Source organism: Nocardia sp. NPDC003693, assembly GCF_053981095.1.
The window spans coordinates 122,213-145,655 of record NZ_JBSFNO010000006.1 but is presented as its reverse complement, the minus strand read 5'-3'; the positions used below and the strand labels follow the sequence as shown (position 1 = coordinate 145,655).

At 69.2% G+C, this 23,443-nt stretch carries 23 protein-coding genes and 1 pseudogene; 17 read left to right on the top strand and 7 right to left on the bottom strand.

Going from position 1 to position 23,443, the window contains the following annotated elements:
- Positions 1–80 precede the first annotated feature (80 nt).
- The 5 genes from ACWDOP_RS10145 (at position 81) to ACWDOP_RS10125 (ending at position 6,635) form a co-directional block, all read left to right on the top strand.
- Positions 81–965 carry an ROK family protein gene (locus tag ACWDOP_RS10145; protein WP_456344766.1) on the top strand — a complete coding sequence of 295 codons (885 nt, stop codon included), beginning with the start codon at positions 81–83 and terminating at the stop codon, positions 963–965.
- A 101-nt stretch (positions 966–1,066) separates the two neighbouring features.
- Complete coding sequence (locus tag ACWDOP_RS10140; protein ID WP_454201532.1) at positions 1,067–1,246, top strand: hypothetical protein; 180 nt, start codon at positions 1,067–1,069, stop codon at positions 1,244–1,246.
- A 55-nt stretch (positions 1,247–1,301) separates the two neighbouring features.
- Complete coding sequence (locus tag ACWDOP_RS10135; protein ID WP_354989830.1) at positions 1,302–2,039, top strand: phosphoglyceromutase; 738 nt, start codon at positions 1,302–1,304, stop codon at positions 2,037–2,039.
- A 295-nt stretch (positions 2,040–2,334) separates the two neighbouring features.
- The gene (locus ACWDOP_RS10130) at positions 2,335–4,389 is read left to right on the top strand and encodes a CocE/NonD family hydrolase (RefSeq protein ID WP_456344765.1); all 2,055 of its coding nucleotides are present in this window, start codon (positions 2,335–2,337) and stop codon (positions 4,387–4,389) included.
- 161 nt (positions 4,390–4,550) lie between these two features.
- Entirely contained in the window at positions 4,551–6,635 is a 2,085-nt protein-coding gene (locus ACWDOP_RS10125) for a CocE/NonD family hydrolase (RefSeq protein ID WP_456344764.1), read from the top strand.
- A 118-nt stretch (positions 6,636–6,753) separates the two neighbouring features.
- On the opposite strand, the gene ACWDOP_RS10120 is transcribed toward ACWDOP_RS10125, so the two are convergent.
- Positions 6,754–7,398: an NADPH-dependent F420 reductase gene (locus ACWDOP_RS10120; protein WP_456344763.1), complete on the bottom strand. Its 645-nt coding sequence runs from the start codon at positions 7,396–7,398 to the stop codon at positions 6,754–6,756.
- An 88-nt stretch (positions 7,399–7,486) separates the two neighbouring features.
- Between ACWDOP_RS10120 and ACWDOP_RS10115 the strand changes: the two genes are divergently transcribed.
- From ACWDOP_RS10115 to ACWDOP_RS10105, 3 genes are all read left to right on the top strand, one after another.
- Positions 7,487–8,167 (top strand): winged helix-turn-helix transcriptional regulator, encoded by a 681-nt coding sequence (locus ACWDOP_RS10115; RefSeq protein WP_456344762.1) that lies wholly within the window; start codon positions 7,487–7,489, stop codon positions 8,165–8,167.
- 179 nt (positions 8,168–8,346) lie between these two features.
- Positions 8,347–9,594 (top strand): sensor histidine kinase, encoded by a 1,248-nt coding sequence (locus ACWDOP_RS10110; protein ID WP_454201537.1) that lies wholly within the window; start codon positions 8,347–8,349, stop codon positions 9,592–9,594.
- Complete coding sequence (locus tag ACWDOP_RS10105) at positions 9,591–10,280, top strand: winged helix-turn-helix domain-containing protein (protein ID WP_454201538.1); 690 nt, start codon at positions 9,591–9,593, stop codon at positions 10,278–10,280. The genes ACWDOP_RS10110 and ACWDOP_RS10105 overlap by 4 nt, the downstream gene beginning before the upstream one ends.
- A gap of 64 nt (positions 10,281–10,344) precedes the next feature.
- Here ACWDOP_RS10105 and ACWDOP_RS10100 read toward each other — a convergent pair whose 3' ends face one another.
- The 5 genes from ACWDOP_RS10100 to ACWDOP_RS10080 all read right to left on the bottom strand — a co-directional run bounded on the left by ACWDOP_RS10100 (position 10,345) and on the right by ACWDOP_RS10080 (position 14,067).
- Entirely contained in the window at positions 10,345–10,695 is a 351-nt protein-coding gene (locus ACWDOP_RS10100) for a hypothetical protein (RefSeq protein WP_454201539.1), read from the bottom strand.
- Positions 10,696–11,073: 378 nt separating this feature from the next.
- Entirely contained in the window at positions 11,074–11,547 is a 474-nt protein-coding gene (locus ACWDOP_RS10095; protein ID WP_454201540.1) for a hypothetical protein, read from the bottom strand.
- A 35-nt stretch (positions 11,548–11,582) separates the two neighbouring features.
- A complete protein-coding gene (locus ACWDOP_RS10090) occupies positions 11,583–12,038 on the bottom strand; it encodes a hypothetical protein (protein ID WP_456344761.1) in 456 nt (151 codons plus the stop codon).
- A gap of 294 nt (positions 12,039–12,332) precedes the next feature.
- Positions 12,333–13,004 (bottom strand): hypothetical protein, encoded by a 672-nt coding sequence (locus tag ACWDOP_RS10085; protein WP_456344760.1) that lies wholly within the window; start codon positions 13,002–13,004, stop codon positions 12,333–12,335.
- Between the two features lie 103 nt (positions 13,005–13,107).
- Positions 13,108–14,067: a hypothetical protein gene (locus tag ACWDOP_RS10080; RefSeq protein WP_454201543.1), complete on the bottom strand. Its 960-nt coding sequence runs from the start codon at positions 14,065–14,067 to the stop codon at positions 13,108–13,110.
- Between the two features lie 65 nt (positions 14,068–14,132).
- Between ACWDOP_RS10080 and ACWDOP_RS10075 the strand changes: the two genes are divergently transcribed.
- From ACWDOP_RS10075 to ACWDOP_RS10060, 4 genes and pseudogenes are all read left to right on the top strand, one after another.
- A complete protein-coding gene (locus ACWDOP_RS10075; protein ID WP_454201544.1) occupies positions 14,133–15,125 on the top strand; it encodes a Ppx/GppA phosphatase family protein in 993 nt (330 codons plus the stop codon).
- A gap of 1,721 nt (positions 15,126–16,846) precedes the next feature.
- A pseudogene (locus ACWDOP_RS10070) lies at positions 16,847–17,101 on the top strand (hypothetical protein); the annotation flags it as partial.
- A gap of 73 nt (positions 17,102–17,174) precedes the next feature.
- Positions 17,175–18,044, top strand: a complete 870-nt coding sequence (locus ACWDOP_RS10065; RefSeq protein WP_454201829.1) for a sugar phosphate isomerase/epimerase family protein — start codon at positions 17,175–17,177, stop codon at positions 18,042–18,044.
- Positions 18,045–18,222: 178 nt separating this feature from the next.
- Entirely contained in the window at positions 18,223–19,122 is a 900-nt protein-coding gene (locus ACWDOP_RS10060) for a thioesterase family protein (RefSeq protein ID WP_456344759.1), read from the top strand.
- Here the strand turns inward: ACWDOP_RS10060 and ACWDOP_RS10055 are convergent.
- Positions 19,119–19,391 (bottom strand): hypothetical protein, encoded by a 273-nt coding sequence (locus ACWDOP_RS10055; RefSeq protein WP_456344758.1) that lies wholly within the window; start codon positions 19,389–19,391, stop codon positions 19,119–19,121. The two genes, ACWDOP_RS10060 and ACWDOP_RS10055, sit on opposite strands and share 4 nt — an antisense overlap.
- Positions 19,392–19,472: 81 nt before the next feature.
- Between ACWDOP_RS10055 and proC the strand changes: the two genes are divergently transcribed.
- The 5 genes from proC to ACWDOP_RS10030 all read left to right on the top strand — a co-directional run bounded on the left by proC (position 19,473) and on the right by ACWDOP_RS10030 (position 23,401).
- Positions 19,473–20,294, top strand: coding sequence for a pyrroline-5-carboxylate reductase (gene proC / locus ACWDOP_RS10050; RefSeq protein WP_454201548.1), 822 nt, complete (start codon positions 19,473–19,475; stop codon positions 20,292–20,294).
- Between the two features lie 175 nt (positions 20,295–20,469).
- Complete coding sequence (locus tag ACWDOP_RS10045; protein WP_454201830.1) at positions 20,470–20,715, top strand: helix-turn-helix domain-containing protein; 246 nt, start codon at positions 20,470–20,472, stop codon at positions 20,713–20,715.
- Between the two features lie 328 nt (positions 20,716–21,043).
- Positions 21,044–21,145: a 30S ribosomal protein bS22 gene (locus tag ACWDOP_RS10040; protein ID WP_003402602.1), complete on the top strand. Its 102-nt coding sequence runs from the start codon at positions 21,044–21,046 to the stop codon at positions 21,143–21,145.
- A 160-nt stretch (positions 21,146–21,305) separates the two neighbouring features.
- Positions 21,306–22,391, top strand: a complete 1,086-nt coding sequence (locus tag ACWDOP_RS10035; RefSeq protein WP_454201549.1) for an NAD-dependent epimerase/dehydratase family protein — start codon at positions 21,306–21,308, stop codon at positions 22,389–22,391.
- Entirely contained in the window at positions 22,388–23,401 is a 1,014-nt protein-coding gene (locus ACWDOP_RS10030) for a lysophospholipid acyltransferase family protein (RefSeq protein WP_454201550.1), read from the top strand. Before ACWDOP_RS10035 ends, ACWDOP_RS10030 begins: the two co-directional genes overlap by 4 nt.
- Positions 23,402–23,443: the final 42 nt, after the last annotated feature.

The window sequence follows — 23,443 nt, the reverse complement described above, 5'->3', positions numbered from 1 at the left end:
TTCAGAGTTTCGACACGCAAGGCAAGGGACACGCCGGGTGCCGTCGTGGCGCGGCGCCGGGCCGTGGAAGGGTGACCGCGATGGTGGCATTGGCACTGGACATCGGGGCGACGAAATTCGCTGCGGGGACCGTTGATTCGGACGGGGCGGTGGTTGGTGCGCGGCGGATCGCTGTGCCCGCGAGCGGGGTGTGGGACGGCTGCCGGGAACTGCTGCTGGCGGTCGCGGCGGGCGCGGAGGTCACGGCCGTGGGCATCGGGTCGGCGGGGCCGGTCGACGTGCGCACCGGGATCACCGGGCCGATCAACATTCCGGAGTGGGCCGGCGGGTTCGACGTGGTGTCCGCGGTCGGAGAGTTGTTCCCGGGGGCCATGATTCGTTTCACCATCGACGGGGACTGTCTCGCGCTGGCGGAGCAGCGCTGGGGCGCGGCGCGCGGGGTGCGAGACTTCCTGGCGCTGACCGTCTCCTCCGGGATCGGCGGGGGCATCGTCGCCGACGGGCGAGTCGTCGTGGGCCGCACCGGAAATGCCGGGCACCTCGGCCACATCGTCGTGCCGGGCAACGACGAGCCCTGCGCCTGTGGCGGATTCGGCTGTGTGGAAGCGGTGGCGAGCGGGCCGTCGTCGGTGCGCTGGGCGCGGCGGCAGGGCTGGACGGGGGCGAGCGGGGTCGAACTCGCCGACGCCGCCCGGGCCGGGGACCCGCTCGCGCTGGCCGCCCTGCACCGGGCGGGTACCGCGCTCGGCACGGCGGTGGCCTCGGCCGCCGCGCTGCTCGACACCGACCTGGTAGTGATCGGTGGTGGTTTCGCGCAATCGGGCGAGGCGCTGTGGGAGCCGCTGCGGGCCACGGTCGCCGTGCACGCGCGGCTGCGGTTTCTCGACGAGTTGCGGGTCGTGCCTTCCGAATTGACCGATCAGGCGACTCTCGCGGGGGCCGGGCTGCTCGCGCTCGGGGGATAGCGCCCGGCGGCGGCGCACGGCGCGTCGGGCTGCCGTGGCGGTCGGGCGTGTCGGGGAATCTCTTCCTCGAAAGCCGGTCGCGCGCCCATTACGGTGGCGGTGTGGGGACAACCGAATTCGCGCCGGGTGATGTCATCTATGTGCCGCAGGGGCCGTTCAGCGGAGTCTGCGGGGTGGTCCGGGAAGTGAACGTGGCGCGCTCCGAACTCCGGGTCGAGGTCGCGTTCAGTGAGCACAGACACGGGCTCACCGTGCGGTTCGACGAGGTGGAGTGGGCCTAGACCACCGGCGAGGGTGACTCACCGCGGGTGATGCGGCACATGGGAGGATGACCCCATGACGTACACCCTCGTGCTGCTGCGCCACGGCGAGAGCGAATGGAATGCCCTCAACCTGTTCACCGGCTGGGTGGACGTCCGGCTCACGGACAAGGGTGTCGCCGAAGGCAAGCGTGCCGGTGAATTGCTGGCCGAGGCCGGGATTCTGCCCGATATCGTCTACACCTCGCTGCTGCGCCGCGCCATCAGCACCGCGAACAACGCGCTCGACGCGTGCGATCGCCATTGGATTCCGGTCGTGCGCGATTGGCGGCTGAACGAGCGCCACTACGGCGCGCTGCAGGGCAAGGACAAGGCGCAGGTCAAGGAGAAGTACGGCGACGAGCAGTTCATGCTGTGGCGCCGCAGCTACGACACCCCGCCGCCGGTCATCGAGGCCGACAACGAATACAGCCAGAACGACGACCCGCGGTACGCCGGCATCGACGTGCCGCAGACCGAGTGCCTCAAGGACGTCGTCGCCCGCATGGTGCCGTACTGGGAGGACACCATCGCCCAGGACGTGACCGCCGGCAAGACGGTTCTCATTGCCGCGCACGGCAATTCGCTGCGCGCGCTGGTGAAGCACCTGGAGGGCATCTCGGACGACGACATCGCCGGGCTGAACATCCCCACCGGCATTCCGCTCAAGTACGAGCTCGACGAGAACCTGCGCCCGCTGGGCCCGGGCGTGTACCTGGATCCGGAGGCCGCGGCCGCCGGCGCCGCCGCCGTCGCGAACCAGGGCGCCAAGTAAGCCGTAGTTCACGCGAACGCGCTGTGACCGAGAAATTCGGGCACGGCGCGTTTTTGTGTTTCCGGGTGGTCCGGCGGGCTGAATAGTGCTGTGAGCGGCGGACCTACCAGCGGCTATCGGGGATTTGTGATACAGATCTCGTTACGGCTCCGTAGGCTATTCGCGCTGACCTGCGAAGCAATTTGCCGCAATATTGCCCATTAAAAATGAATACCTGTAACCGTACTTTGCAACTTACTTCTCGGTAGTTAAGCTTCCGGTCGTTCGACCAGATGCGAGAGGTAGATCACGTTCGATGAAGCACGCGCTACGGGCCACTGTGGCGGCTGCCGCGGCAGCTCTACTCGTTCCCTTGACCGGCATCACAGCCGATGCCAGCCCGCGGTCCGACGGCCCCGACGGCGGCGCCGCCGGCACGGCCTGGACGGCGGCGCACGATGGGGCGCAGCAGTTCCCGAATGTCGCCATCGAATGGGACGTCCCCATCACGATGAGCGACGGCACCGTCCTCAAGGGCAACGTGTACCGCCCCGCGGACGCGTCCGGCCGGGCCGTCGACGTCCCGACGCCGACCGTCGTCAACATGACGCCCTACACCAAGCTCGTCTCGAACGTCGCCGACAGCGCCTTCGCGATCCCGGGCCTCGGTGACGCACTGGTCAACCTCTTCCGGTCGATCAATCTGACCGGAACCCCCATCACCGGCTTCGGTGAACTGCTCAACTCCGTCGGCAACGGCCAGCTGCGCAACTTCAGCGTCGACCGCTCGCTCATCAAGTCCGGGTACACGCAGATCGTCGTGGATGTGCGCGGCACCGGCTTCTCGCAGGGCGCGTGGGACATGCTGCGCCAGCGTGAACAGCAGGACACCGTCGAGGTCATCGACTGGGCCGCCGCACAGCCCTGGTCCACCGGCGACGTCGGCATGAGCGGGCTGTCCTACTCGGCCATCAACCAGGTGCAGGCGGCGGAGAAGCGGCCCGCGGCGCTGAAGGCCATCTTCCCGGTGGTGCCCGGCAGCGACCTCGTCAACGACGTGCTCGCGCCCGGCGGCGGCTTCGGCTTCAACTTCATCCCGCTGTGGCTCAGCGCCATCAACGGGCTCAAATGGCTGCCGGACCTGGCCGCCATCGCCCAGGGCAAGTTCGACTACCAGTGGCTGCGGGACCGCGCCGCGGACCCGTACACCTACCTCGACGTGCTCATGTCGGCGTACACCACCACCGAGATGGCCAACCTCGATCCGCGGGTGCGGGACATGCTCAACGATCTCTCGGTCGCCCGCGAGGGCTGGCTGGGTGACCCGTCGCAGATCAAGGCCGCGACGTTCGTCGTCGGCGGCTGGCACGACCTGTTCACCTACTCCGAGACCAAGATCTACAACGACCTGCCGCTCGCCCCGGGCACGCAGAAGCAGCTGCTCATGGGCAACGGCTACCACGCCACCTCGGGCGCCGAAGCCGGTCGGCCCGGCCTGCCGCCGCGCCTGGACGTGCTCCAGCGCGCCTGGTTCGACAAGCACCTCAAGGGCATCGACAACGGCATCGACTCCTACGGCCCGGTCACGCTGCGCCAGCAGGGCGGCGGCTGGGTCACCCAGAACGGATTCGGTTCCTCGGCGCCGGTTTCCGAGGCGGCCCGCTACCGGCGCATGTACCTCTCGGCGCAGGCCAGCGGCACCTCCAACGGGCTGTACGACGGCTCGCTGACCGCCGAGGCCAACGGTGACATCGCGCGCCTGAGCGTCGCTCCGGGGCTCAGCACCCTGTGCTCCAACGACGCCGCGCAGGCCACCGCCGGTGTGCTCTCACTGATCGACATGTGCGCCAAGGACTCTCGCATCTCCGAGACCAACGCCCTGACCTTCACCAGCGCCCCGGTGCTGGAGGCCACCACCGTCTCGGGTCCGATCGCGGTGCGGCTCAACACCGTTCAGGACGCCGAGGACGGGTACTGGACCGTCACGGTCAACGACGTCGCGCCGGACGGCACCTCCACGGTGCTGACCTCGGGCCAGGTCATGGCCTCGCTGCGCGAGGTCGACGACGCCAACAGCGCCCGGTCCGAGAACGGCGACTACACCGATCCGCGCCTGTTCACCTCGCTCGACAAGCAGCTGCCGGTCGTGCCGGGTGCGGCGACCACCCTCGATATTCCGCTCAGCGGCACCGAAGCCGTGCTGCAGCCGGGACATCGCCTGCGGGTGGACGTGTTCGCGGGCAACTTCCCCAAGGGGCTGCCCATCCTCCCGATGCTCCTGGACACCGGATTGCGGCCGCAGCACGTGCAGCTCGACCCGAATCGTCCGAGCTTCGTGAACATCCCGGTGCGCGGCAACACCGGTTGGTGATCGCCGCTCGGGAATGAGCTCCCCGGTTGTGCACAACGGCGTGCACAACCGGGGTCTTTTCTTTTGTGCACCCTGACAGACTTCGGCCGAACTGGCCCAGACAGCCGGTGCCCGACCTAGTGTCACGATCACTCGTCGGACGAAGAAGTGGTTGGGACACAGTGCGATTCCGATTCAGATCCCTGGTGGCGAAGGCCGTGGTCGTGGCGACCGCGGTCACCGCCACCGCGCAATTCCTCACGCCGGCCGCGGCTCTCACGCCGGTCGGACCGGACGGTGGCGCGGCGGGCGCGCAATGGGCTGCGACGCACGATGATCCACAGGTTTACCCACATGTGAATATCGAATGGGACGTGCCGATCACCATGGGTGACGGCACCGTGCTGAAGGCGAACGTCTACCGGCCCGCCGACGCCTCCGGGCGGCCGATCGACACCCCGACGCCCACCATCGTGAACATGACGCCGTACACGAAACTCGGCTCCATGATCGCGGATTCGGCGCTGTCGGTGCCGGGGCTGTCGGACGCGCTGGTGCGGGTCTTCCGGGATCTGGACCTGACCGGGACGCCGCTCTCCGGCATCACCGACCTGACCAGGGCGCTGGGCGGTGGACTGCTGCGCACCTTCACCGTGGACCGGCAGCTCATCAGGTCGGGGTACACCCAGGTCGTGGTGGATGTGCGGGGAACCGGTTTCTCCCAGGGCATCTGGGATCTGCTCGGCGCGCGCGAACAGCAGGACACCCTCGAGGTGATCGACTGGGCGTCGCGGCAGCACTGGTCCACCGGCGACGTGGGCATGGCGGGCATCTCCTATTCGGGGCTCAACCAGTTGCAGGCGGCGGCGAAGAATCCGCCGGCGCTGAAGGCCATCTTCCCGGTCGTGCCCAGCCGCAACCCCTTTCGCGATCTCGTCGCGCCCGGCGGGGCCATCGGCGTGACGTTCATGCCCATGTGGCTGGCGGCGGTGAACGGCGGCAAACTGGTGCCCGACGTCGCCTCGCTGGTACAGGGGCGCTTCGACATGAACTGGCTGGCGAGCCGCATGCAGGATCCGTTCACGTTCGTGGACGCGTTCCTCGAGGTGTTCCTGCAGCCGGACATCAACGCGTTGAGCCCCAAGGTGCGCCAACTGCTCGACTCGGACAGTCCCGCGCGGCTGTCCTGGGAGACCGCGCCCGAGCGCATCACCGTGCCGGCCTTCATCACCGGCGGCTGGCACGACGTGTTCGTCGCCTCGCAGGCCGACGTGTACCGCCGAATCCCGTTGCCCGCCGGGCAGAAACAGATGCTGGTCGGCGACGGCTACCACATCTCGAACGGCAACGAATCCGGGCGGCCGGGGCTGCCGCCGCGCATGGACGTGCTCCAGCGCGCGTGGTTCGACCGGTGGCTCAAGGGAATCGACAACGGCATCGACGGATTCGGGCCGGTCACCATGAAGCAGCAGGGCGGCGGGTGGATCACCGCGCCGGGCTTCGGGGAACCCGCTGCGGATTCGGGCGCCTACCCCACCGTCCCCGAGTCGAGTTCGGAGTACCGGCGCATGTACCTGGCCGCCGCGCCGAGCGGCACCGGCGGGCACAGCGTGCACGACGGGTCGCTGTTCACCGAGCCGACCGGCCCCGACCTGCTCACCGTCGCACCGGGATTGACCGGACTGTGCTCGCGGGACGCGGCGCAGGAGACCATCGGCATCATCTCGATCATCGACGCCTGCGGGAAGGACTCGCGCATCCACGAGTCCAACGGGCTCACCTTCACCAGCGTGCCGGTGGCCGAACCCACCGTGATCTCCGGTCCGATCGCGGTGCGCCTCAACACCGTTCACGACGCCGCCGACGGCTACTGGTCCGTCACCGTCAACGACGTCGCACCCGACGGGCGCTCGGTCGCGCTGTCCACCGGTCAGCTGGTCGCCTCGCTGCGCACCATCGACGAGGCACTCAGCACCCGCCTGCCGAACGGCGACTACATCGACCCGGTACCCGACCTGTCCCTCGACACCAGACAGCGCACCGAACCGGGAGTGCCGGTGCCCCTGGACATCTCGGTCGCGGGCATCGACGCGGTCCTGCAACCGGGGCACCGCCTGCGCGTCGACGTCTACGCGGGCAACTTCCCCAAGGGCCTGCCCATCACCGCCATGATGGTCGACTCCGGCCTGCGCCCCCAGCACCTGCTGCTGGACCCGGCCGCGCCGAGCTTCGTGAACATCCCGGTCCGGGGCAACCCGGGCTGGTGATCGCCGGACGATGCGCCCCCGGTCGCGGCTCGATCGGGGGCGCATCGTTTCCCGGGCCACCGCCGCGCGCGGCCACCGGCTCGACGGCGGCGCGCGGATGGGTCTGTCCGCCGCCTGCCTACCCGTCGACCTCGGCGAAAGTAGCTGACAGCGGCGGGAACATCGCCCGGGCGTCGTGCCCGCCGAACCACTGCCCCACCACGAAGGCGGAGGTGGCTTCGAGGTAGCGCGCCTGGGCCAGGCCGCCGGCGTGGAACGGCTCCAGCTTCAGATCCCGGGCGAGCGCCGCCACCCGGGCCACGGCGGCCGCGTCGTCCCCGCACAGCGGGACCAGCAGCGGCTGCCCGTCGAACTCGCGCGCCGACCCGGCCCACACCTCCGCGGCGCACAGGTTGAACGCCTTCACCACGTGCGCCCCGGCGGCGGTCGCCGCGATCCGCTCGGCCACGGCGTCCTCGGTGAGCACGAACTTCCCGCTGTCCGGGGCGAAGGCGTTGGTGCAGTCGACGATCGTCCGCCCGGTGTAGTCACCCGCGGCGAGCACCTCGCCCAACGCCGAGACCGGCACCGCCAGCAGCACCGCCTCCCCGAACAGCACCCCGTCCGCGATGGTCCCGCCCCGCGCGCCGCCCCCGATCTCCGCCGCCACCGCGGCCGCCCGCTCCGCGTCGCGTGCCCCGACCACGATCTCGTGCCCCGCCGCAGCCCAGCCGCCGCCGAGCGCGCGGGCCATGGCGCCCGCCCCGATGATTCCGATTCGCATGTGAACTCCTCACTCGTGCTTGCGAATTCGACGGTAGAAACCGCGATGCGCACCCCGGGGTGCGTATCGAGGTGGCACGCTGAAACCCGTGACCGCCGCACCGAATTCGTCACCGCAGCCCGTACCCGCACCCGAGCAGCGGACGATGACGGTCGAGCCGGGGGCGCACACCGTCGTGGACTACGCGCAACCCGACTCGCAGCCGATCCCCCTCGCGATGCGGGCACCCGCGCGCGCAGCTGTCGCGGAGCGTCCGGCGAGAAAGCTCGAGAGCGGCGAGACCGGGGGTGCGGAGGCGGAACCGAGCGGCGAGTCATCCGGAAGTCGGGTCGAGATGCCGGGCAGTACCGTGCCGACGCGGGCGGAGGCCGATGAATCAGGACCGGGGGAGGGCGAGCCGGGGCGGGTCGACTTCGCCGAATACGGGGGGCTCGAGGCGGACTGCCCGGCGCGGCTGGCGGTGGACCTGTTCGGCAACTCGTGGCTGACGGTCATCGTCTACACGCTGCGGGACGGGCCCATGCGGCCGGTCGACCTGCGGCGGGGGATCGGGGGGATCAGCCAGAAGATGCTGACGCAGACCCTGCGGCGGATGGAAGCCATGGGACTGGTCGAGCGGCGACGGTTCGCCGAGGCGCCGCCGCGGGTGGAGTACGGGCTCACGCGCGCCGGAATCGACCTGCTCGTCCCTATTTTCGCGCTGGGGGAGTGGGTGGACGAGCACGGCGACAAGGTGCGCAATTCGCTCTACCGGGACGAACCGGACTGAGCGTGCCGGGCGCGCCGAACAGCTCGATCGAGTTTGCCGAGAATCCGCCAGAAACAGACCCCGCGGAATTCGAACATTGCGTGAACGCCCGGCCAACGCCCGCGTAAGCCCCTGTGACCTGCGTGAAACTTGCCCCACCCGGGGTTTGCCCCCCGGTCGGCGACCGTACGATTCTCACTGTGAGCGTTCCACAGGCCGTGCTGTTGGCAGTCCTGGCGGCCGTCGTTGGACTGGCCGTCGGTGGATTGCTCATTCCCTATGTCACCGCTCGTCAGGAGCAGCGGCGCGTCGCCTCGGATTCGGGGCTGACGATGTCGCAGGTACTCGATCTCATCGTGCTCGCCTCCGAGAGCGGCATCGCCGTCGTCGACAAGTACCGCGACGTCGTCCTGGTCAACCCGCGCGCGGAAGAACTCGGCGTGGTCCACGACCGGCTGCTGGACGAACGCGCGTGGGCCGCGGTGCAGCAGGTGCTGGCCGGTGGCTCGGACGTCGACTTCGAACTCACCGCCAAGATCCCCATGCCCGGCCGGGCCCGGCTGGCGGTGCGCGGCGTGGCCCGCCCGCTGTCCCAGGAGAACCCCAACTTCGTCGTGCTCTTCGCCGACGACGACTCCGAACAGGCCCGCATGGAGGCCACCCGGCGCGACTTCGTCGCCAACGTGAGCCACGAGCTCAAGACCCCGGTCGGAGCCATGTCGCTGCTGGCCGAGGCGTTGCTGGAGTCCGCGGACGACCCGGATTCGGTCCGGCACTTCGGTGAACGCCTGCACGGCGAGGCCCGGCGCATGGGCAAGATGGTGACCGAACTGATCGCGCTGTCCCGCCTGCAGGGCGCGGAGAAACTCCCGGAACTCGACGCCGTCGACGTGGACTCGGTCGTGCTGCAGGCCCTCGAACGGTCCAAGAACACCGCCGAGGTCGCGGGCATCACCGTCAGCACCGACGCCAACAGCGGCCTCGAGGTGCTCGGCGATCAGACGCTGCTGGTGACCGCGCTGTCCAACCTGGTGGAGAACGCCATCGCGTACTCCTCGCGCGGCGCGCACGTGTCGGTGAGCCGGGCGCTGCGCGGCGGCTACGTCAACATCGCGGTCACCGACCGCGGCATCGGCATCGCCAAGGAAGACCAGGAACGGGTCTTCGAACGATTCTTCCGGGCCGACAAGGCGCGCTCGCGCGCCACCGGCGGTACCGGACTGGGGCTGGCTATCGTCAAGCACGTGGCCGCCAACCACAACGGCGAGATCACGCTGTGGAGCAAGCTGGGCACGGGGTCGACGTTCACCCTGCGCATCCCGGCCCACGCCGAGGACGAGCACGGTGTGGACGACAAACTTGCCGCCGGGCTTCCGGCGGTGAAGAAGGAAACCGGCCCGCGCTCTCTCGGGCGGGCCAGAACCAACGGTGTGGAGGCAACCCGATGACGAGTGTCCTGATCGTCGAGGACGAGGAGTCGCTGGCCGATCCGCTCGCATTCCTCCTGCGCAAGGAGGGGTTCGAGGTCACCGTCGTCGGTGACGGCCCGTCCGCGCTCTCGGAGTTCGACCGGTCCGGGGCGGACATCGTCCTGCTCGACCTCATGCTGCCCGGCATGAGCGGCACCGACGTGTGCAAGCAGCTGCGGGTGCGCAGCAGCGTGCCCGTCATCATGGTGACCGCGCGCGACAGCGAGATCGACAAGGTCGTCGGCCTGGAACTGGGCGCCGACGACTACGTCACCAAGCCGTACTCCTCGCGCGAACTCATCGCCCGCATCCGCGCGGTGCTGCGCCGCGGCGTCGGCGACGAGCCCGAGGGCGGCAGCGAGACCAGCGTGCTGGAGGCGGGCCCGGTCCGCATGGATGTGGACCGCCACACCGTGCAGGTCAACGGCCGTTCGGTCACCCTCCCGCTCAAGGAGTTCGACCTCCTCGAATACCTGCTCCGCAACTCCGGTCGCGTCCTGACCCGCGGGCAGCTCATCGACCGCGTGTGGGGCGCCGACTACGTCGGTGACACCAAGACCCTCGACGTGCACGTCAAGCGCCTGCGCTCGAAGATCGAAGCCGACCCGGCCAAGCCGGAACACCTGGTGACCGTGCGCGGGCTGGGGTACAAGCTCGAGGCCTGATCGACAGGAAACAGCGCCCGCTTCCGAATTCGGAAGCGGGCGCTGTTCTTCGGGCCGGCCGGCCCTACGCGTTGGGGTCGGCCTGCAGGGTGTAGACCCAGGCGGTGCCCAGGACCGGGAGCTCCTGCTGCTGCAGGTTGATCCAGCCGAGCGCGTCCTGCTGCTTGCAGTCGTACCAGGCCACGTCCTGGCCGTTGCCGCGGCAGGCGATGGTGTTGCTGGTGCCGTACGGGCTGACGATGATCAGCTTGCCGTTGTCCTTGGCGCTGAGCACATTGAGATCGTTGTAGGGCACGAAATCCGCGGTGCGGTCGGAGAACCGGCTGGGATCGACGTTGTCGGCGCCGGCGATCGGCGCGAGGGCGAGAACAGCACCGGCGGCCAGCGCGGCGACGGCGAACGACTTCTTGATCATGAGGCGAATGTCTAACACGTCCCGGTGAATGCGCAATGGCCTGCTGATGTCGGGCGCGCTTCCGGCGCCTCTCGAGGCGAGGTCACCGCTCGGATAGGTGCGCGAAACAGGTTTGCGCGCAGCTTGATTCGAATGTCCGGGTGGTTGCGGTGTGCTGTTCATCGAGCGTTCACCACTGTCGAATGAATCACACCCTCCGGCTATGGATCGACGCGCACTGTGGGCCGGGCCACGGCGGGTCTCGCCGCGGTCGCCGGTGAGCCGGCCGGTCGATCACGGTGCCGGAGCCGCGTTGTCGCGACGGTCTCGATCGCGTCCGCGAACGCGCCGAGCCCGCCGCGATCGGCGCGGCGGGCTCGGATCCGGGACGGGGAGGGGTTACTTGCCCGCGCTGCCGGTGAGGCTGCCGAGCAGTCCGCCGAGGCCGCCCGCGCTGCCGGTGCCGCCGTTCTCGCCGCCGGGAGTGCCCGGTTCGCCCGGGTTGCCGGGTCCGGGGTTCGACGGGTCGATGACGGTGACCTCGATGGTCTTGGTGCTGCCGCCCTGCGAGCAGGTGATCAGGTGCTTGCCGGCCTTGGTCGGTGTCCAGGGGTAGCTGGACTTGCCGATCGGCATCGGCACCTTGGGCCCGCTGAGGTCCTCGCCGTCGACGCTCCAGTAGACCAGCAGGCCGATGCCGGCCCCGCTGAGTTCGGCGCTGAGCGTGTACTGCTTGTTGATCTCGTGGTTGGAGCCCGAGATGGTGATGCTGTCCACCGTGGCGGCGGCGTTGGGCGCGGCGAAGACCGCGATGGACGCGGCGGCAGCGACGCTCGCCACGCCCGCGCCGAGGCGGCGGGAAAGAATGCTCATGGGTTGGTCCTGTTCTCGGTGATGCCGGTCGGCGGCTACTTGTTGCCTGTGGTGCCGCTGGAGCCGCTGCCGAGCGGTCCGGCGGGCCCGAAGCCGCTGCCGGAGGTGGAGCTGCCCGATCCCAGCGGCGCGTCCTTCACCTCGACGACGGTCGAGCGGGTGTGCCCGCCCTGTTCGACGGTGATGATGTGCTTGCCCGCGGTCGAGGGCGTCCAGGCGATGCTGGACTGCCCGACCGGCCAGGGCACCTTCGGACTGCCGATGAACTCGCCGTTGTCGCTGAAGTACACGAGCAGTCCGGCCGCGGCGCCGCTGTGCGTGGCCGAGATCGTGTACTCGGTGCCGACGCGGAAGTCCGAGCCGTCGACGGTCACGCTGTCGACCGCGGCCACGGCCTGCGGGGCCGAGAGCACGGCCGCCGCGGCGAGGGCGGCGAGACCGGTGAATCCCGCACCCGCCCGGCGCGCGGTCCTCGAGGGTGTGATGCGCATGTGTCGTCTCCTGGGATGTTGCTGCCCGCGGGGGTGTGCGGGCCTGTGCACCCTAAGGGACGTGCCGTGTGAAATGTGGACGTTTCGCGAAATCTATCAAACAAGCGTCCGCTTGGTTGTGGTGGATATGACTTCACCAGGGGTTTCTCGTCATATCCACCACTTCTCCTACCGCTCGGCGCTCGAAGACGAACCCGGACGGGCGTACATCCTCGGCAATCCCGCACTGCCCGCGAGCTTGCTGCCGATGAACCAGGAGCTATCGGGCCACCGGGTGACCGGCCGGAACCGGAATCAGAACGGCAGCAGATCGGAGCTGCCGCTGCCGGCGGGCTTCGTGGTGGTCGGCGGGGTGGTGGTCACCGGCGGTTCGGTGGTCGTCGGCGGCGTGGTGGTGACCGGCGGCGGGGTCGTCGTCACCGGGGGCTCGGTCGTGACGGGCGGGGTCGTGGTGACCGGCGGTTCCGTGGTGACGGGCGGGGTGGTGGTGACGGGCGGCTCGGTCGTGACCGGCGGGGTGGTGGTGACCGGCGGTTCGGTGGTCGTCGGCGGAACCGTGGTGGTCGGCGGCGTGGTGGTCGGCACCCAGCCGTCGGTCACGTTCACCACGAGCGACTTGGTGCTGCTGCCCTGGGTGAGGGTGATGGTGTGCGCACCGGCCGTGCGCGGGGTCCAGTCGGCGCTGGTGTTGTACGCGGGCCAGGGCACCTGCGCGGCGGGGCTGGTGATGGCCTGGCCGTTGGCCTTCCAGTAGACCAGCAGGCCGAAGGACGCGCCGCTGAGGTCGGCGTGCAGGGTGTAGGTCTGGCCGACCTTGTGATCCGAGCCGGAGATGGTGATGTTGTCCACGGCGGCGGTGGCCTCGGGGGCCGAGGGGTTCGCCAGCACGACGGTGACGCCGGTGGCCACGGCCAGCCCGGCCAGGCCCAGACCGAGCGGACGCCGGAAGGCTGAGGTGTTGCTCATGTATCTCTCCTGTACTGCGACCCCGTGAGGGGGAGGGGTCGCTCGCACAGTAGGTGAGCAGTGAAGTGAAAATACGTACTTTCAGAAAGTTACCGGCCGGTCGTCAACCGCGCTTGGCGCCCGCGGCCTTCTTGACCCCGGGAATCTTGGCCGCGGCGGCGGCCGACTTCTTGGAATGCGCCGCTTCCTGTTTGGCCGCGGCGCGCTCGTCGGCGGCCTTCTGCTCGGCGATAGCCGTCGCCGGATGCACCGCGACGATGCCCAATCCCTGGCGTCGCCGGCAGTGTGCTGCGAGTTCGTCGTAGGCGACCTGCCCGAGCAGTTCGATCAATTCCGGCGCGTACGCCTCCCAGACCGGCCGGGTGCCCACGTGCGCGTCCGGCGACCCGGTGCAGTACCAGTTCAGGTCGAGCCCGCCCGAACCCCAGCCGCGCCGGTCGTATTCGCCGATGACGGTCTTGAGGATCTCCACCCCGTCGGGCCGTTCCACCCAGTCCTGGGTGCGCCGGATCGGCAGCTGCCAGCACACCTCGGGCTTCACCGTGAGCGGCTCCAGGCCCTCGCGCAGGGCCATGGTGTGCAGCGCGCAGCCCAGGCCCTTGTCGAAGCCCGCGCGGTTCAGGAAGATGCACGCGCCGTCGAAACGCCGGGTGCGCAACGCGGGTTCGTCGTCGAGATCGTCTTCTTCGAGATAGAGCTTCTTGCGGACGCGGCCCTTGTCGTCGACCGCCTCGCCCATGAGCTGCCAATCGTCGGGTGTGAGCATTTTCACAGCCCGGTGCAGCTTCTTGCCGTCCTCCTCGTCGGAGAGGAAGGCGCCGTGCGAACAGCACCCGTCGTCCTCGCGCCCGGCGATGATGCCCTGGCATGCCGGAGTGCCGAAAACGCACGTCCAGCGCGACAACAGCCAGGTCATGTCCGCCGCGATCAAATGCTCGTCATTTGCTGGGTCGACGAACTCGATCCACTCGCGCGGGAAGTCGAGCTCTACTTCGGGAGCCGGGTCGATCTTCGCCGCTGGTCGCAGCCCGGTCGGGCCACTCGCGGATGCACCTGCCGTCACACCGCGGAACGCTAACAGCTCAGTCGCCTGGCCTGAAGCCGTGACGCACCCAGTACCGTGTTCATGTGCGGCTCGGTGTACTGGATGTGGGAAGCAATACCGTCCACCTGCTCGTGGTGGACGCGCATCGCGGTGGCCACCCGATGCCTATGAGCTCTACGAAGGCGACCCTGCGCCTGTCGGAGAGTATGGACGACCAGGGTCGGATCACGCCCGGCGGATCGGCGCGGCTGATCGCCACGGTCGCCGAATTCGCCAGTATCGCAAAGACTTCCGGTTGCGTGGAGCTGATGGCCTTCGCGACCTCGGCGGTGCGCGAGGCGACCAACTCCGACGAGGTGCTGGCGCGGGTGCGCGCCGAGACCGGGGTCAAACTCGAGGTGCTCAGCGGAGCCGACGAGGCCCGGCACACGTTCCTCGCGGTGCGCCGCTGGTACGGCTGGAGCGCGGGGCGGATCCTGAACCTCGACATCGGCGGCGGGTCGCTCGAGCTGAGCAACGGCGCGGACGAGGTGCCCGACACGGCGCTGTCGCTGCAGCTGGGCGCGGGGCGGCTCACCCGCGACTGGCTGCATCACGACCCGCCGGGCAAGCGGCGGGTGGCGGTGCTGCGGGATTGGCTCGACGCGGAACTGGTCGTGCCGTCCAAGCAGCTGCTCGAGGCGGGCCGCCCGGATCTGGCGGTGGGCACGTCCAAGACGTTCCGCTCGCTGGCTCGTTTGACCGGTTCGGCCCCGTCCTCGGCGGGGCCGCGGGTGCGGCGTACCCTCACGAGTTCCAGCCTGCGGCAGCTGATTGCGTTCATATCGAGAATGACAGCCGCGGACCGGGCAGAATTGGAAGGCGTAAGTTCCGATCGGTCACAGCAATTGGTGGCCGGCGCGCTGGTCGCGGAGGCGAGTATGCGGGCATTGTCATTGGATACGCTAGAAATTTGCCCTTGGGCACTGCGGGAAGGTTTGATCCTGCGAAAACTTGATACCGACCTGGATAATGAGCCGATAACTGGTGGTCCCAACGGCGGCCAGCCGGGCACGATCGAAACGGTGTCTCGATGACCGAGGATATTAGTCAACTGTCCGTTGCCGAACTTTTGGCGCGAAACGGACAGGGTGCGCCGCCCGCCGCGGGCGGCGGGCGCAGGCGTAGGAGTGGGCGCGGCCTATCGGTCGCCGATCTGACCGGCGATATACCGACGGTGCGCAACGGATCCTCTTCGCACGCCGCGCCGGACGACGCGCTGGAACAGGGCGCGGCCGAGCCCGCACCCCCGGCTGATTCGGGCGAATCGGACTATTCAAACTTTTCGAATTATTCGGACTATTCGAACACAAACAATGCGGATTACCCGAACTACGCCGGAAGTTCCGGTGATTTCGGGGGCGGTTCGTCGTATTCGGCAGCACCGCAGGCGGACTACTCCTCCTACTCGGTACCCGATCCGGCCCCGGAGTACTCCCCGCTGTCGGGACCGATCTCGTTCTACGATCCGCTCGCCCCGAACGCGTCCCCGCCGCCCCTACCCGGGCCCGCCGCGGAGGCGCCGCGCAGCGGCCGCAGGCGCAAGCCCGATCCGCTGTCGGCCGAGGTGCCGCTGAACCAACTGGACGGCAGCGTCCCGCCCGCACCCGCCGAGAGCGGCGGCCGCCGCCGGCGCTTCGATCCCGACGACGAGAACACCGAGGACGTGCAGCCCTTCCGGGGGCACGACCCGTCCCGCGCGGACAGTGCGATGGGCGGCCTGAACGGCTCGCTCAGCCGGGCCGACGGCGCCGCGCGCAGCTGGGACGCCGCCGCCTGGTCGCCGGACCCGCTATCGAGCCCGCCGAGCCGCGGCGCCGAACCGCCGCAGGCCGCCGCTCCGGCCCCGCCCATCTCCGCCCCGCCGATGTCGCGCTCGGCGCGCAGGCACGCGGAGGCGCAGCGCCAGAACGCCCCCGAGCGCCCGGCCGAGCCGCATTGGCAGCCCGAACCGCAGCACCGGCCCGAACCGCCGCGACAGCCGGAACCGCCGCGGCAGTGGCAATCCGAGCAGCCGTGGCCGGGGCAAGCCGAGCAACCGTGGCCGGGGCAAGCCGAACAGCCCTGGCCGGGCCAGGCGGAACAACCGTGGCAGGGTGAGCGGCAGGCCGAGGTGCCGCCCTGGCAGCAGGACGCCGACCGGGAGCCCGAACCCCCGCGCCCGCCGGACATCCAGCGGCTGCCCGGCGGGCGGCGCCACGACGAGCAGCTGCGTGACGGTCGCGCCGAGCACAATGCCCGCGTCGAGCACGAGGAGCGATCCGGGCTGCCGTCCTGGTCGGCGCGAAGACGTCCCGGAGCCGGGGCCCCGCCCGAGGCCGCCGGACACGATCGCACCGAGCTGCTGCCGCGCAACCGGGCCGACGGCCCGCGGGACCGGGCCGAGCCGCAGCCGAGCTGGTCCGCCGCGGACCAGGACCAGATGCTCATGTCCGGCGAGACGGTTGCCGGTGAGATGCTCCGCGATCGGCTCGAACGCGATGAGCAACGCGCCGAACATGATTCGCGCCGCGGCGGCAAGCGTCGCGGTCCGGGCGGGCGGCGGCGCGGCGGCGCGGCGGTCCGGGAGCGCGATCTCGACGAGCATCTGACCGACGTCTACGAGCCGCTCGACGACGACGAGGACGACGACTACGACGACGAGCCCGGCACCTCGGTGGTCGGGCGGCTGTCGGCGGTCGCCGCCCGCGCCGCGCGGCGCGCGCGTCCGGCGCCGTCGCGGGCGCGGGCCGACCTGTCCGAGGACGAGGAGCATCGCAGGCAGTGGCTGGTGCTGGCGGGCCAGAGCACGGGCGCGGCGGTCGCGGGCATGTTGCTGTTCAAGGGTTTCGAGCGCCTGTGGGAAATGCTCCCGTGGGTTGCCCTGGCCCTGTCGATGATCGTCATCCTCGGTTTGGTCGCACTCGTGCGGGTGCTGCGCCGGACCGACGATATTTTCAGCACTGTGATTGCGGTCGTCGTAGGCGTCTTCGTGACGCTGGGACCGCTAGCCTTTCTACTCAGTACGAACTGAGCAGGGAGCAGCAGTGGGGAATATCGTGCAGGGGGCGAACATCGAAGACCGAGCGGTGCGGGGGGAAGTCCGGATCGGGCTTTCCACCGCGTCGGTGTATCCGGAGAACACCGAGGCCGCTTTCCGCTACGCGGCCGAATTGGGTTACGACGGAGTCGAACTCATGGTGTGGGCGGAACCGGCCAGCCAGAGCATCTCGACCGTGCAGTCGTTCATGCACAAGTACGACGTGCCGGTGCTGGCCGTGCACGCACCGTGTCTGCTTATCTCGCAACGGGTCTGGGGGTCGGACCCGGTGGCGAAGCTGCGGCGCAGCGTGCACACGGCCGAGGCGCTCGGCGCGGCGACGGTGGTGGTGCATCCGCCGTTCCGCTGGCAGCGCCGCTACGCCGAGGGCTTCGCGCAGCAGGTGGCCGAGCTGGAGAACGAGAGTCCGATCGCGGTGGCGGTGGAGAACATGTTCCCCATGCGCGCGGACACGCTGTTCCGGGGCAGCTCGGTGCGCAGACTCGAGCGCCGCGGCGGTCCGGGGCCGTCGCTGACCACCTTCAGCCCGTCCTACGATCCGACCGACACCGGGTACCGGCACTACACACTGGACACCTCGCACACCGCGACCGCCGGGGTCGATCCGCTGGCGCTCGCGCGCCGCATGGGCGCCGGCCTGGCGCACCTGCACCTGGCGGACGGGCGCGGCGCGGCCACCGACGAGCATCTGATTCCGGGTGAGGGCACCCAGCCGGTGGCCGAGCTGTGCGCGATGCTGACCGCGGGCGGTTTCGGCGGCCAGGCCGTGATCGAGGTCAACACCCAGATGGCCCGCACGACGATGGATCGGGCGGCGATGCTCAATCGGGCGCTCACGTTCGCGCGCAAGCACCTGAACGGCGTCACCCCCACTCCGGCCCCGGAACCCGAGCCGACGGGCGCCAGCCGCCACTGAGGGCCCGGGAATCGGCCGCGCGGGGGAGTTGCGGGCCGGGTGGTCGTGTTGTCGCGCTCGGCCCGCGCGCGAGCGCCCGGCCGGTCCTGCCCCGCCAGTGATTCCCGCCACGGGAATACCGATTGGTGTACCCGGCGCTTGTACGCTGTACAAACCGATCAGCGGAAGGAAGCAGCGGATGACAACGGAGTTGACCGTCGACCTCGAACAGGCCCTCACCGACCGGACCGCGCCCTTCAGCCGCGTCTGCGCGGTGACCGAGCTGGCGTCGGACGATCCGGGCATCGGCCGCTACGCCGGGGTCATCGAGGACATCTGGACCATCGGCAAGAAGCTGCACGGCGGCACCATGGTCGCGGGCAGCGCGGCTGCCGCGACCGCGTGGCTGCGCCGCACCGCGCCCGAGCAGGCCGCGATGTTCCCCATCTCCGCCAGCACCGACTTCCTCGGCGCGCCCGATCCGGGCGAGGTCGAGTACGAGGTCCGCACCCGCAAGATCGGCCGGCAGATCTGCCTGATCGACGCGAGCCTGATCCAGAACGGCCGCACCCTGGTCCACACCGCGTTCACCTTCAGCCACCTGGACGACGACGCCGCGCCCGCCTTCACCGCCGACCACGCGGGCGACATGCCCGCCGAGCCCGACGCCGGTGCGATGGGCTACGACGGCGACAGCCCGATGGGCAAGATCGTCCATGTGGCACAGGGCTCTTCGGTCGCCATCGACACGAAGTGGGCCCGGTTCCTGGCCGGCGAAACCGCCGAACCCCGTCTGCGCCTGTGGATTCGCCCCCGCGAGGGTGACGAGCAGCTGCCCGACGTAGCCGCCTTCTTCGCCATGATGGCCGCCGACATGAGCCCCCCGGTTCCGATGAACCTCGGCCACTTCGGCTGGGCCCCAACGGTTCAGATGACCACGTACCTGCGCCGCCGCCCGGCCCCCGGCTGGCTCCGCGTCATCGCCCACGCCCGCGAGGTCGGCGGCCGCATGTTCGACGAGGACCAGCTGGTCATCGACTCGACGGGCGCGATCGTCGCCCAGAGCCGTCAGCTGGCCTTGATCCCCCAGTCTCGCTAGAACGAACCGGTCGGCGCAGGCGGCCGCATCTCGGGCACGTCGTCCCCGTCGACGACGGCCGGAGCGGCGGCTTCCAGGTCGAACCGGGTGATTGTGAGCTTTTCTCGATCCTCGCCCTCGCGTCGCCGCACCGTGCGGCGATATGAGCCGAGCTGATGGTTGCTGCACCCGTCGAGGATCGCGAAATCGATGATTTCGCAACATGATTCGTGAAGCTCATCATGATGCAACGCCCCTGTTTCGGGGGTCTGTCGCGGTGGCGCGAACATGTGCGTGCGCCGGGTGCGCGGGTGCGGGTTCTCGCCGATCCGGCTTCGGGTCGATGTCCGCGAGGCACTAGCCTGGGAATCATGACGAGGATTGCGGTGATCGGCGGCGGCCGGATCGGCGAGGCGTTGGTCGCCGGTCTGCTCGAATCCGGACGGGCGAGCAAGGATCTGGTGGTTGTCGAACCGGTGAAGCCGCGGGCGGAGTTGCTGGCGCAGCGGTTCGGGACGCGGGTTACCGATTCGGTCGGTGACGCGGTGATCGGCGCGGATCTCATCGTGATCGCGGTGAAGCCGCAGGACGTGGACGGTGTGCTGACCGAGCTGGCCAAGGCCGAGCTGGGCGAGTCCGAGCGCGAGGCGGTCGTGGTGTCCCTCGCGGCCGGGGTGCCGACCCTGCGTTTCGAGAACAAGCTGCCCGCCGGTTTCCCGGTGGTGCGGGTCATGCCGAACACCCCGATGCTGGTCGGGCAGGGCATGAGCGCCATCGCGCCGGGCCGGTACGCGCGCAAGGAACAGCTGGCGCTGGTCTCGGAGATGCTGGAGTCCGTCGGCAAGGTGGTGACCGTCGCCGAGGCGCAGATGGACGCGGTCACCGCGGTGTCGGGCTCGGGCCCGGCCTACTTCTTCCTGGTCGTGGAGGCCATGATCGACGCCTCGGTCGGGCTCGGCCTGACCCGCGATGTGGCCACCCAGCTGGTGGTGCAGACCATGCTCGGTTCGGCGGCGCTGCTCGAGGAGTCGGGGCAGAGTGCGGTGGAGTTGCGCGCGGCCGTCACCTCGCCCGCGGGGACCACCGCGGCGGCGCTGCGGGAACTCGAGCGCGGCGGGGTGCGGTCGGCGTTTCATGAGGCGCTGCATGCCGCGAAGCGTCGTTCCGCCGAACAGGGCGCCAGTTCCGACTAGCCTGACTGGCCAGTAGCTCGTTTGCTGCCGGGCCCCGACTCGCCACAGCAAAGGCTGATTTCTCACACCCGTCGCAGCAACACCACTGGTCCCGCTAAGCTTCAAGGAGCACGTGCGTGTCTGTTCCGCCGGTGGGGAAGCCGGCGGCGCGGACGTGCCGGAGGTCAGTGGCGCAATGATGTCTGGAAACAGTCAAGCGAGGTCCGCAAACACACCGATCAGTGCCGCGAATGTCCTCGGCGGAGGAACCCAGTTCCTCACCGTCGCCGAGGTGGCGAATCTGATGCGGGTATCCAAGATGACGGTGTACCGGCTGGTGCATTCGGGAGAGCTGCCCGCGGTGCGGGTGGGTCGATCCTTCCGGGTGCACGCGAAAGCGGTGCACGATTACCTGGAGACGTCCTACTTCGACGCGGGGTGAGCACCCCGGCCGAACTCCAGCGGTGACGATCGATTTCGGGTGGTCCCGGCCGTGTGCCGGGTACCGCCGGAATCGTCGTCCCATCCCCTCCGCGCGGTCGCGCACAGTACGGTCGGCGCGCCGAGCCCGGCACTTCGGGCCCGGTGGCGGCACTGTGCCTACCCGTTTCGTTCGCCGGAGAGTGGCCCGGTAGCATGGACCGGCATCCTGTACGTGCCGGTGGTGCCGTCGGGCCCATGTCGGTCCGTTACGGGTAGGACTGTGCAGGGTTGAAAGTGTGCTCCCCGCGAAGGTGGGGGTGACCCGAGAGAACGCGAGGAACAACCCTATGGGTTCTGTGATCAAGAAGCGCCGTAAGCGCATGTCGAAGAAGAAGCACCGCAAGCTGCTTCGTCGTACGCGCGTGCAGCGCAGGAAACTCGGCAAGTAAGCGCTGCGTCGTAGCTGGAAGCCCGTCACCGTCGGTGGCGGGCTTTCCGTTTATCACGGGTGACAGAACTCATCGTTAGATCCTGGTTAATACCCTTCGGGGAGCCCAGGTCCGGCGGTTACCCTGGGGACGCGGGAAAACAGGAAATGGGGGCTCGACAATGGGATCCGGTGCGGTGGGCGGCACCAGGGACGGTTCGGCGCCGAAGATCGTGATGGTGACCGGCGCCAGCCGGTTCTTCGGCGGCAATGTGGTCGCGCGGCTGGCGGCCGATCCGAGTATCGAGCGCGTGATCGCGGTCGATGCCAAACAGCCGAGCCGGGAACTGTTGCGGCGCATGGGGCGCGCCGAATTCGTTCGCGCCGATATTCGTAATCCTTTGATACGCAAGGTGATCGACGGCAATGCTGTCGATACCGTCGTACATCCCGCGGCGTTGTCCCGGCCACCGGCCGGTGGCGGCAGGCCCGCGATGAAGGATATGAACGTCATGGGGGCCATGCAGTTGTTCGCGGTGTGCCGCAAAGCGGCCGGCGTGCGGCGCGTGGTGGTGCGTTCGTCCTCGGCGGTATACGGCTGCAGTGCGAAGGATCCGGTGAAATTCACCGAGGAAATGAGTGCGCGCACGCCGCCGCGGGGCTGGTTCGCCCGCGATATGGTCGAGGTGGAGAGTTTCGTGCGCGGGCTGGCCCGGCGCCGTCCCGATATTTCGACCGCCATTCTGCGTTTTCCGCCGATTGTCGGCCCACGGTTGGCCGATCGCGGTGTGCAGTATTTTCATTCGCCGGTGACGCCCACCATCCTGGGCCGCGATCCGAGAATGCAACTGCTGCACGAGGAAGACGCGATCGCCGCGCTCACCCATGCCGCGCTGGGCGCGCCGGGCGGCACTTTCAATGTGGCGGGTGACGGCGCGATGGCGTTGTCGCAGGCGATCCGGCGCGCGGGTCGCATCGAAATGCCGGTTCCGTACAGCCTTTTCCGTACTGTTGGCCGTACCCTGATGGGACCGGTTATGCGTGAGTTCACCGCCGAACAGATCGACTATTTCCATTTCGGCTGCGGCCTGGACACCACCAGGATGCGCACCGAGCTCGGCTTCGCACCCCGCTGGACCACGGTGCAGGCATTCGACGACTTCATAGGGGGCGCAGCGTTGCGGCCCGTGATCGATCCCCGCTGGATCGATGCCGCAGAGAACAAACTTCTCGGCCTGATCGGGGCCGGGACGGGAGCGCACCAATGAGTGACGTAGCGAAGGTGATCCGTCTTCACGACGTGGATATCGAGGCGCGGCATCGGCCGTCGCGCGTCTGGCCCGGCGAACCGGCGCTGAAGCCGGTGACCTCGCTGACCGATCGGCTCGCCGAAGTCGAATCGCGGCAGCCGAAGTCGCTGGGCGAGCTGCTGCGCGGCGCGGTGGCCGAGGGCGTCGGCCGCACCGCGGACTTCGCGCGCCGCCGCCTGACCGGCGACTATCAGGTCGACGAGTTCGGCCTGGACGAGCACCTGCTGGAGTCGGTGATCCTGCCGATCCTGCGCCCGATCTCCGATCTGTGGTTCCGGGTCGAGACCAGCGGCATCGAGAACATTCCGGCGGTGGGCGGCGCGCTGGTGGTCGCCAATCACGCGGGCACCGTGCCGATCGACGGGCTGATGCTGCAGTTGGCGATCCACGACCGGCACGCCGAACAGCGGGCGCTGCGCCTGCTGGCCGCGGACCTGATCTTCGAGACGCCGCTGGTCGGCGGCTTGGCGCGCAAGGCGGGCCATACGCTGGCCTGCTCCGCCGACGCCGAGCGGCTGCTGCGCGCGGGCGAGGTCGCCGGGGTGTTCCCCGAGGGGTACAAGGGCATCGGCAAGCCGTTCGGTGATCGCTACAAGCTGCAGCGGTTCGGTCGCGGCGGCTTCGTGTCGGCGGCGGTGCGCACCGGCGTGCCGATCATTCCGTGCTCGATCGTCGGCTCCGAGGAGATCTATCCCAAGCTGGCCGATCTCAAGCCGCTGGCCCGGCTGCTCGGTCTCCCGTACTTCCCGGTGACGCCGACCTTCCCGCACCTGGGCCCGCTGGGCGCGATCCCGCTGCCGTCCAAGTGGCACATCGAGTTCGGTGAGCCGATCTCGACCAGCGGCTACGAGCCCGAGGCCGCCGACGACCCGATGACCATGTTCGAGATCACCGATCAGGTCCGGGAGACGATCCAGGGCACGCTGTACCGGAATCTGACCAAGCGCCGCAATCCCTTCACGGGATAGGTTGCGGCGGTAGCACGATGGTGTGGCCCGGTCCGAAAAGGA

What these genes read in the sequence shown, in the direction of transcription:
- ACWDOP_RS10100 (WP_454201539.1), bottom strand. Translation starts at nt 10,695, where the DNA reads ATGATCAAGAAGTCGTTCGCCGTCGCCGCGCTGGCCGCCGGTGCTGTT.
- ACWDOP_RS10105 (WP_454201538.1), top strand. Translation starts at nt 9,591, where the DNA reads ATGACGAGTGTCCTGATCGTCGAGGACGAGGAGTCGCTGGCCGATCCG.
- ACWDOP_RS10055 (WP_456344758.1), bottom strand. Translation starts at nt 19,391, where the DNA reads ATGTTCGCGCCACCGCGACAGACCCCCGAAACAGGGGCGTTGCATCAT.
- ACWDOP_RS10030 (WP_454201550.1), top strand. Translation starts at nt 22,388, where the DNA reads ATGAGTGACGTAGCGAAGGTGATCCGTCTTCACGACGTGGATATCGAG.
- ACWDOP_RS10145 (WP_456344766.1), top strand. Translation starts at nt 81, where the DNA reads ATGGTGGCATTGGCACTGGACATCGGGGCGACGAAATTCGCTGCGGGG.
- proC (WP_454201548.1), top strand. Translation starts at nt 19,473, where the DNA reads ATGACGAGGATTGCGGTGATCGGCGGCGGCCGGATCGGCGAGGCGTTG.
- ACWDOP_RS10035 (WP_454201549.1), top strand. Translation starts at nt 21,306, where the DNA reads ATGGGATCCGGTGCGGTGGGCGGCACCAGGGACGGTTCGGCGCCGAAG.
- ACWDOP_RS10095 (WP_454201540.1), bottom strand. Translation starts at nt 11,547, where the DNA reads ATGAGCATTCTTTCCCGCCGCCTCGGCGCGGGCGTGGCGAGCGTCGCT.
- ACWDOP_RS10085 (WP_456344760.1), bottom strand. Translation starts at nt 13,004, where the DNA reads ATGAGCAACACCTCAGCCTTCCGGCGTCCGCTCGGTCTGGGCCTGGCC.
- ACWDOP_RS10060 (WP_456344759.1), top strand. Translation starts at nt 18,223, where the DNA reads ATGACAACGGAGTTGACCGTCGACCTCGAACAGGCCCTCACCGACCGG.
- ACWDOP_RS10120 (WP_456344763.1), bottom strand. Translation starts at nt 7,398, where the DNA reads ATGCGAATCGGAATCATCGGGGCGGGCGCCATGGCCCGCGCGCTCGGC.
- ACWDOP_RS10135 (WP_354989830.1), top strand. Translation starts at nt 1,302, where the DNA reads ATGACGTACACCCTCGTGCTGCTGCGCCACGGCGAGAGCGAATGGAAT.
- ACWDOP_RS10040 (WP_003402602.1), top strand. Translation starts at nt 21,044, where the DNA reads ATGGGTTCTGTGATCAAGAAGCGCCGTAAGCGCATGTCGAAGAAGAAG.
- ACWDOP_RS10045 (WP_454201830.1), top strand. Translation starts at nt 20,470, where the DNA reads ATGATGTCTGGAAACAGTCAAGCGAGGTCCGCAAACACACCGATCAGT.
- ACWDOP_RS10090 (WP_456344761.1), bottom strand. Translation starts at nt 12,038, where the DNA reads ATGCGCATCACACCCTCGAGGACCGCGCGCCGGGCGGGTGCGGGATTC.
- ACWDOP_RS10130 (WP_456344765.1), top strand. Translation starts at nt 2,335, where the DNA reads ATGAAGCACGCGCTACGGGCCACTGTGGCGGCTGCCGCGGCAGCTCTA.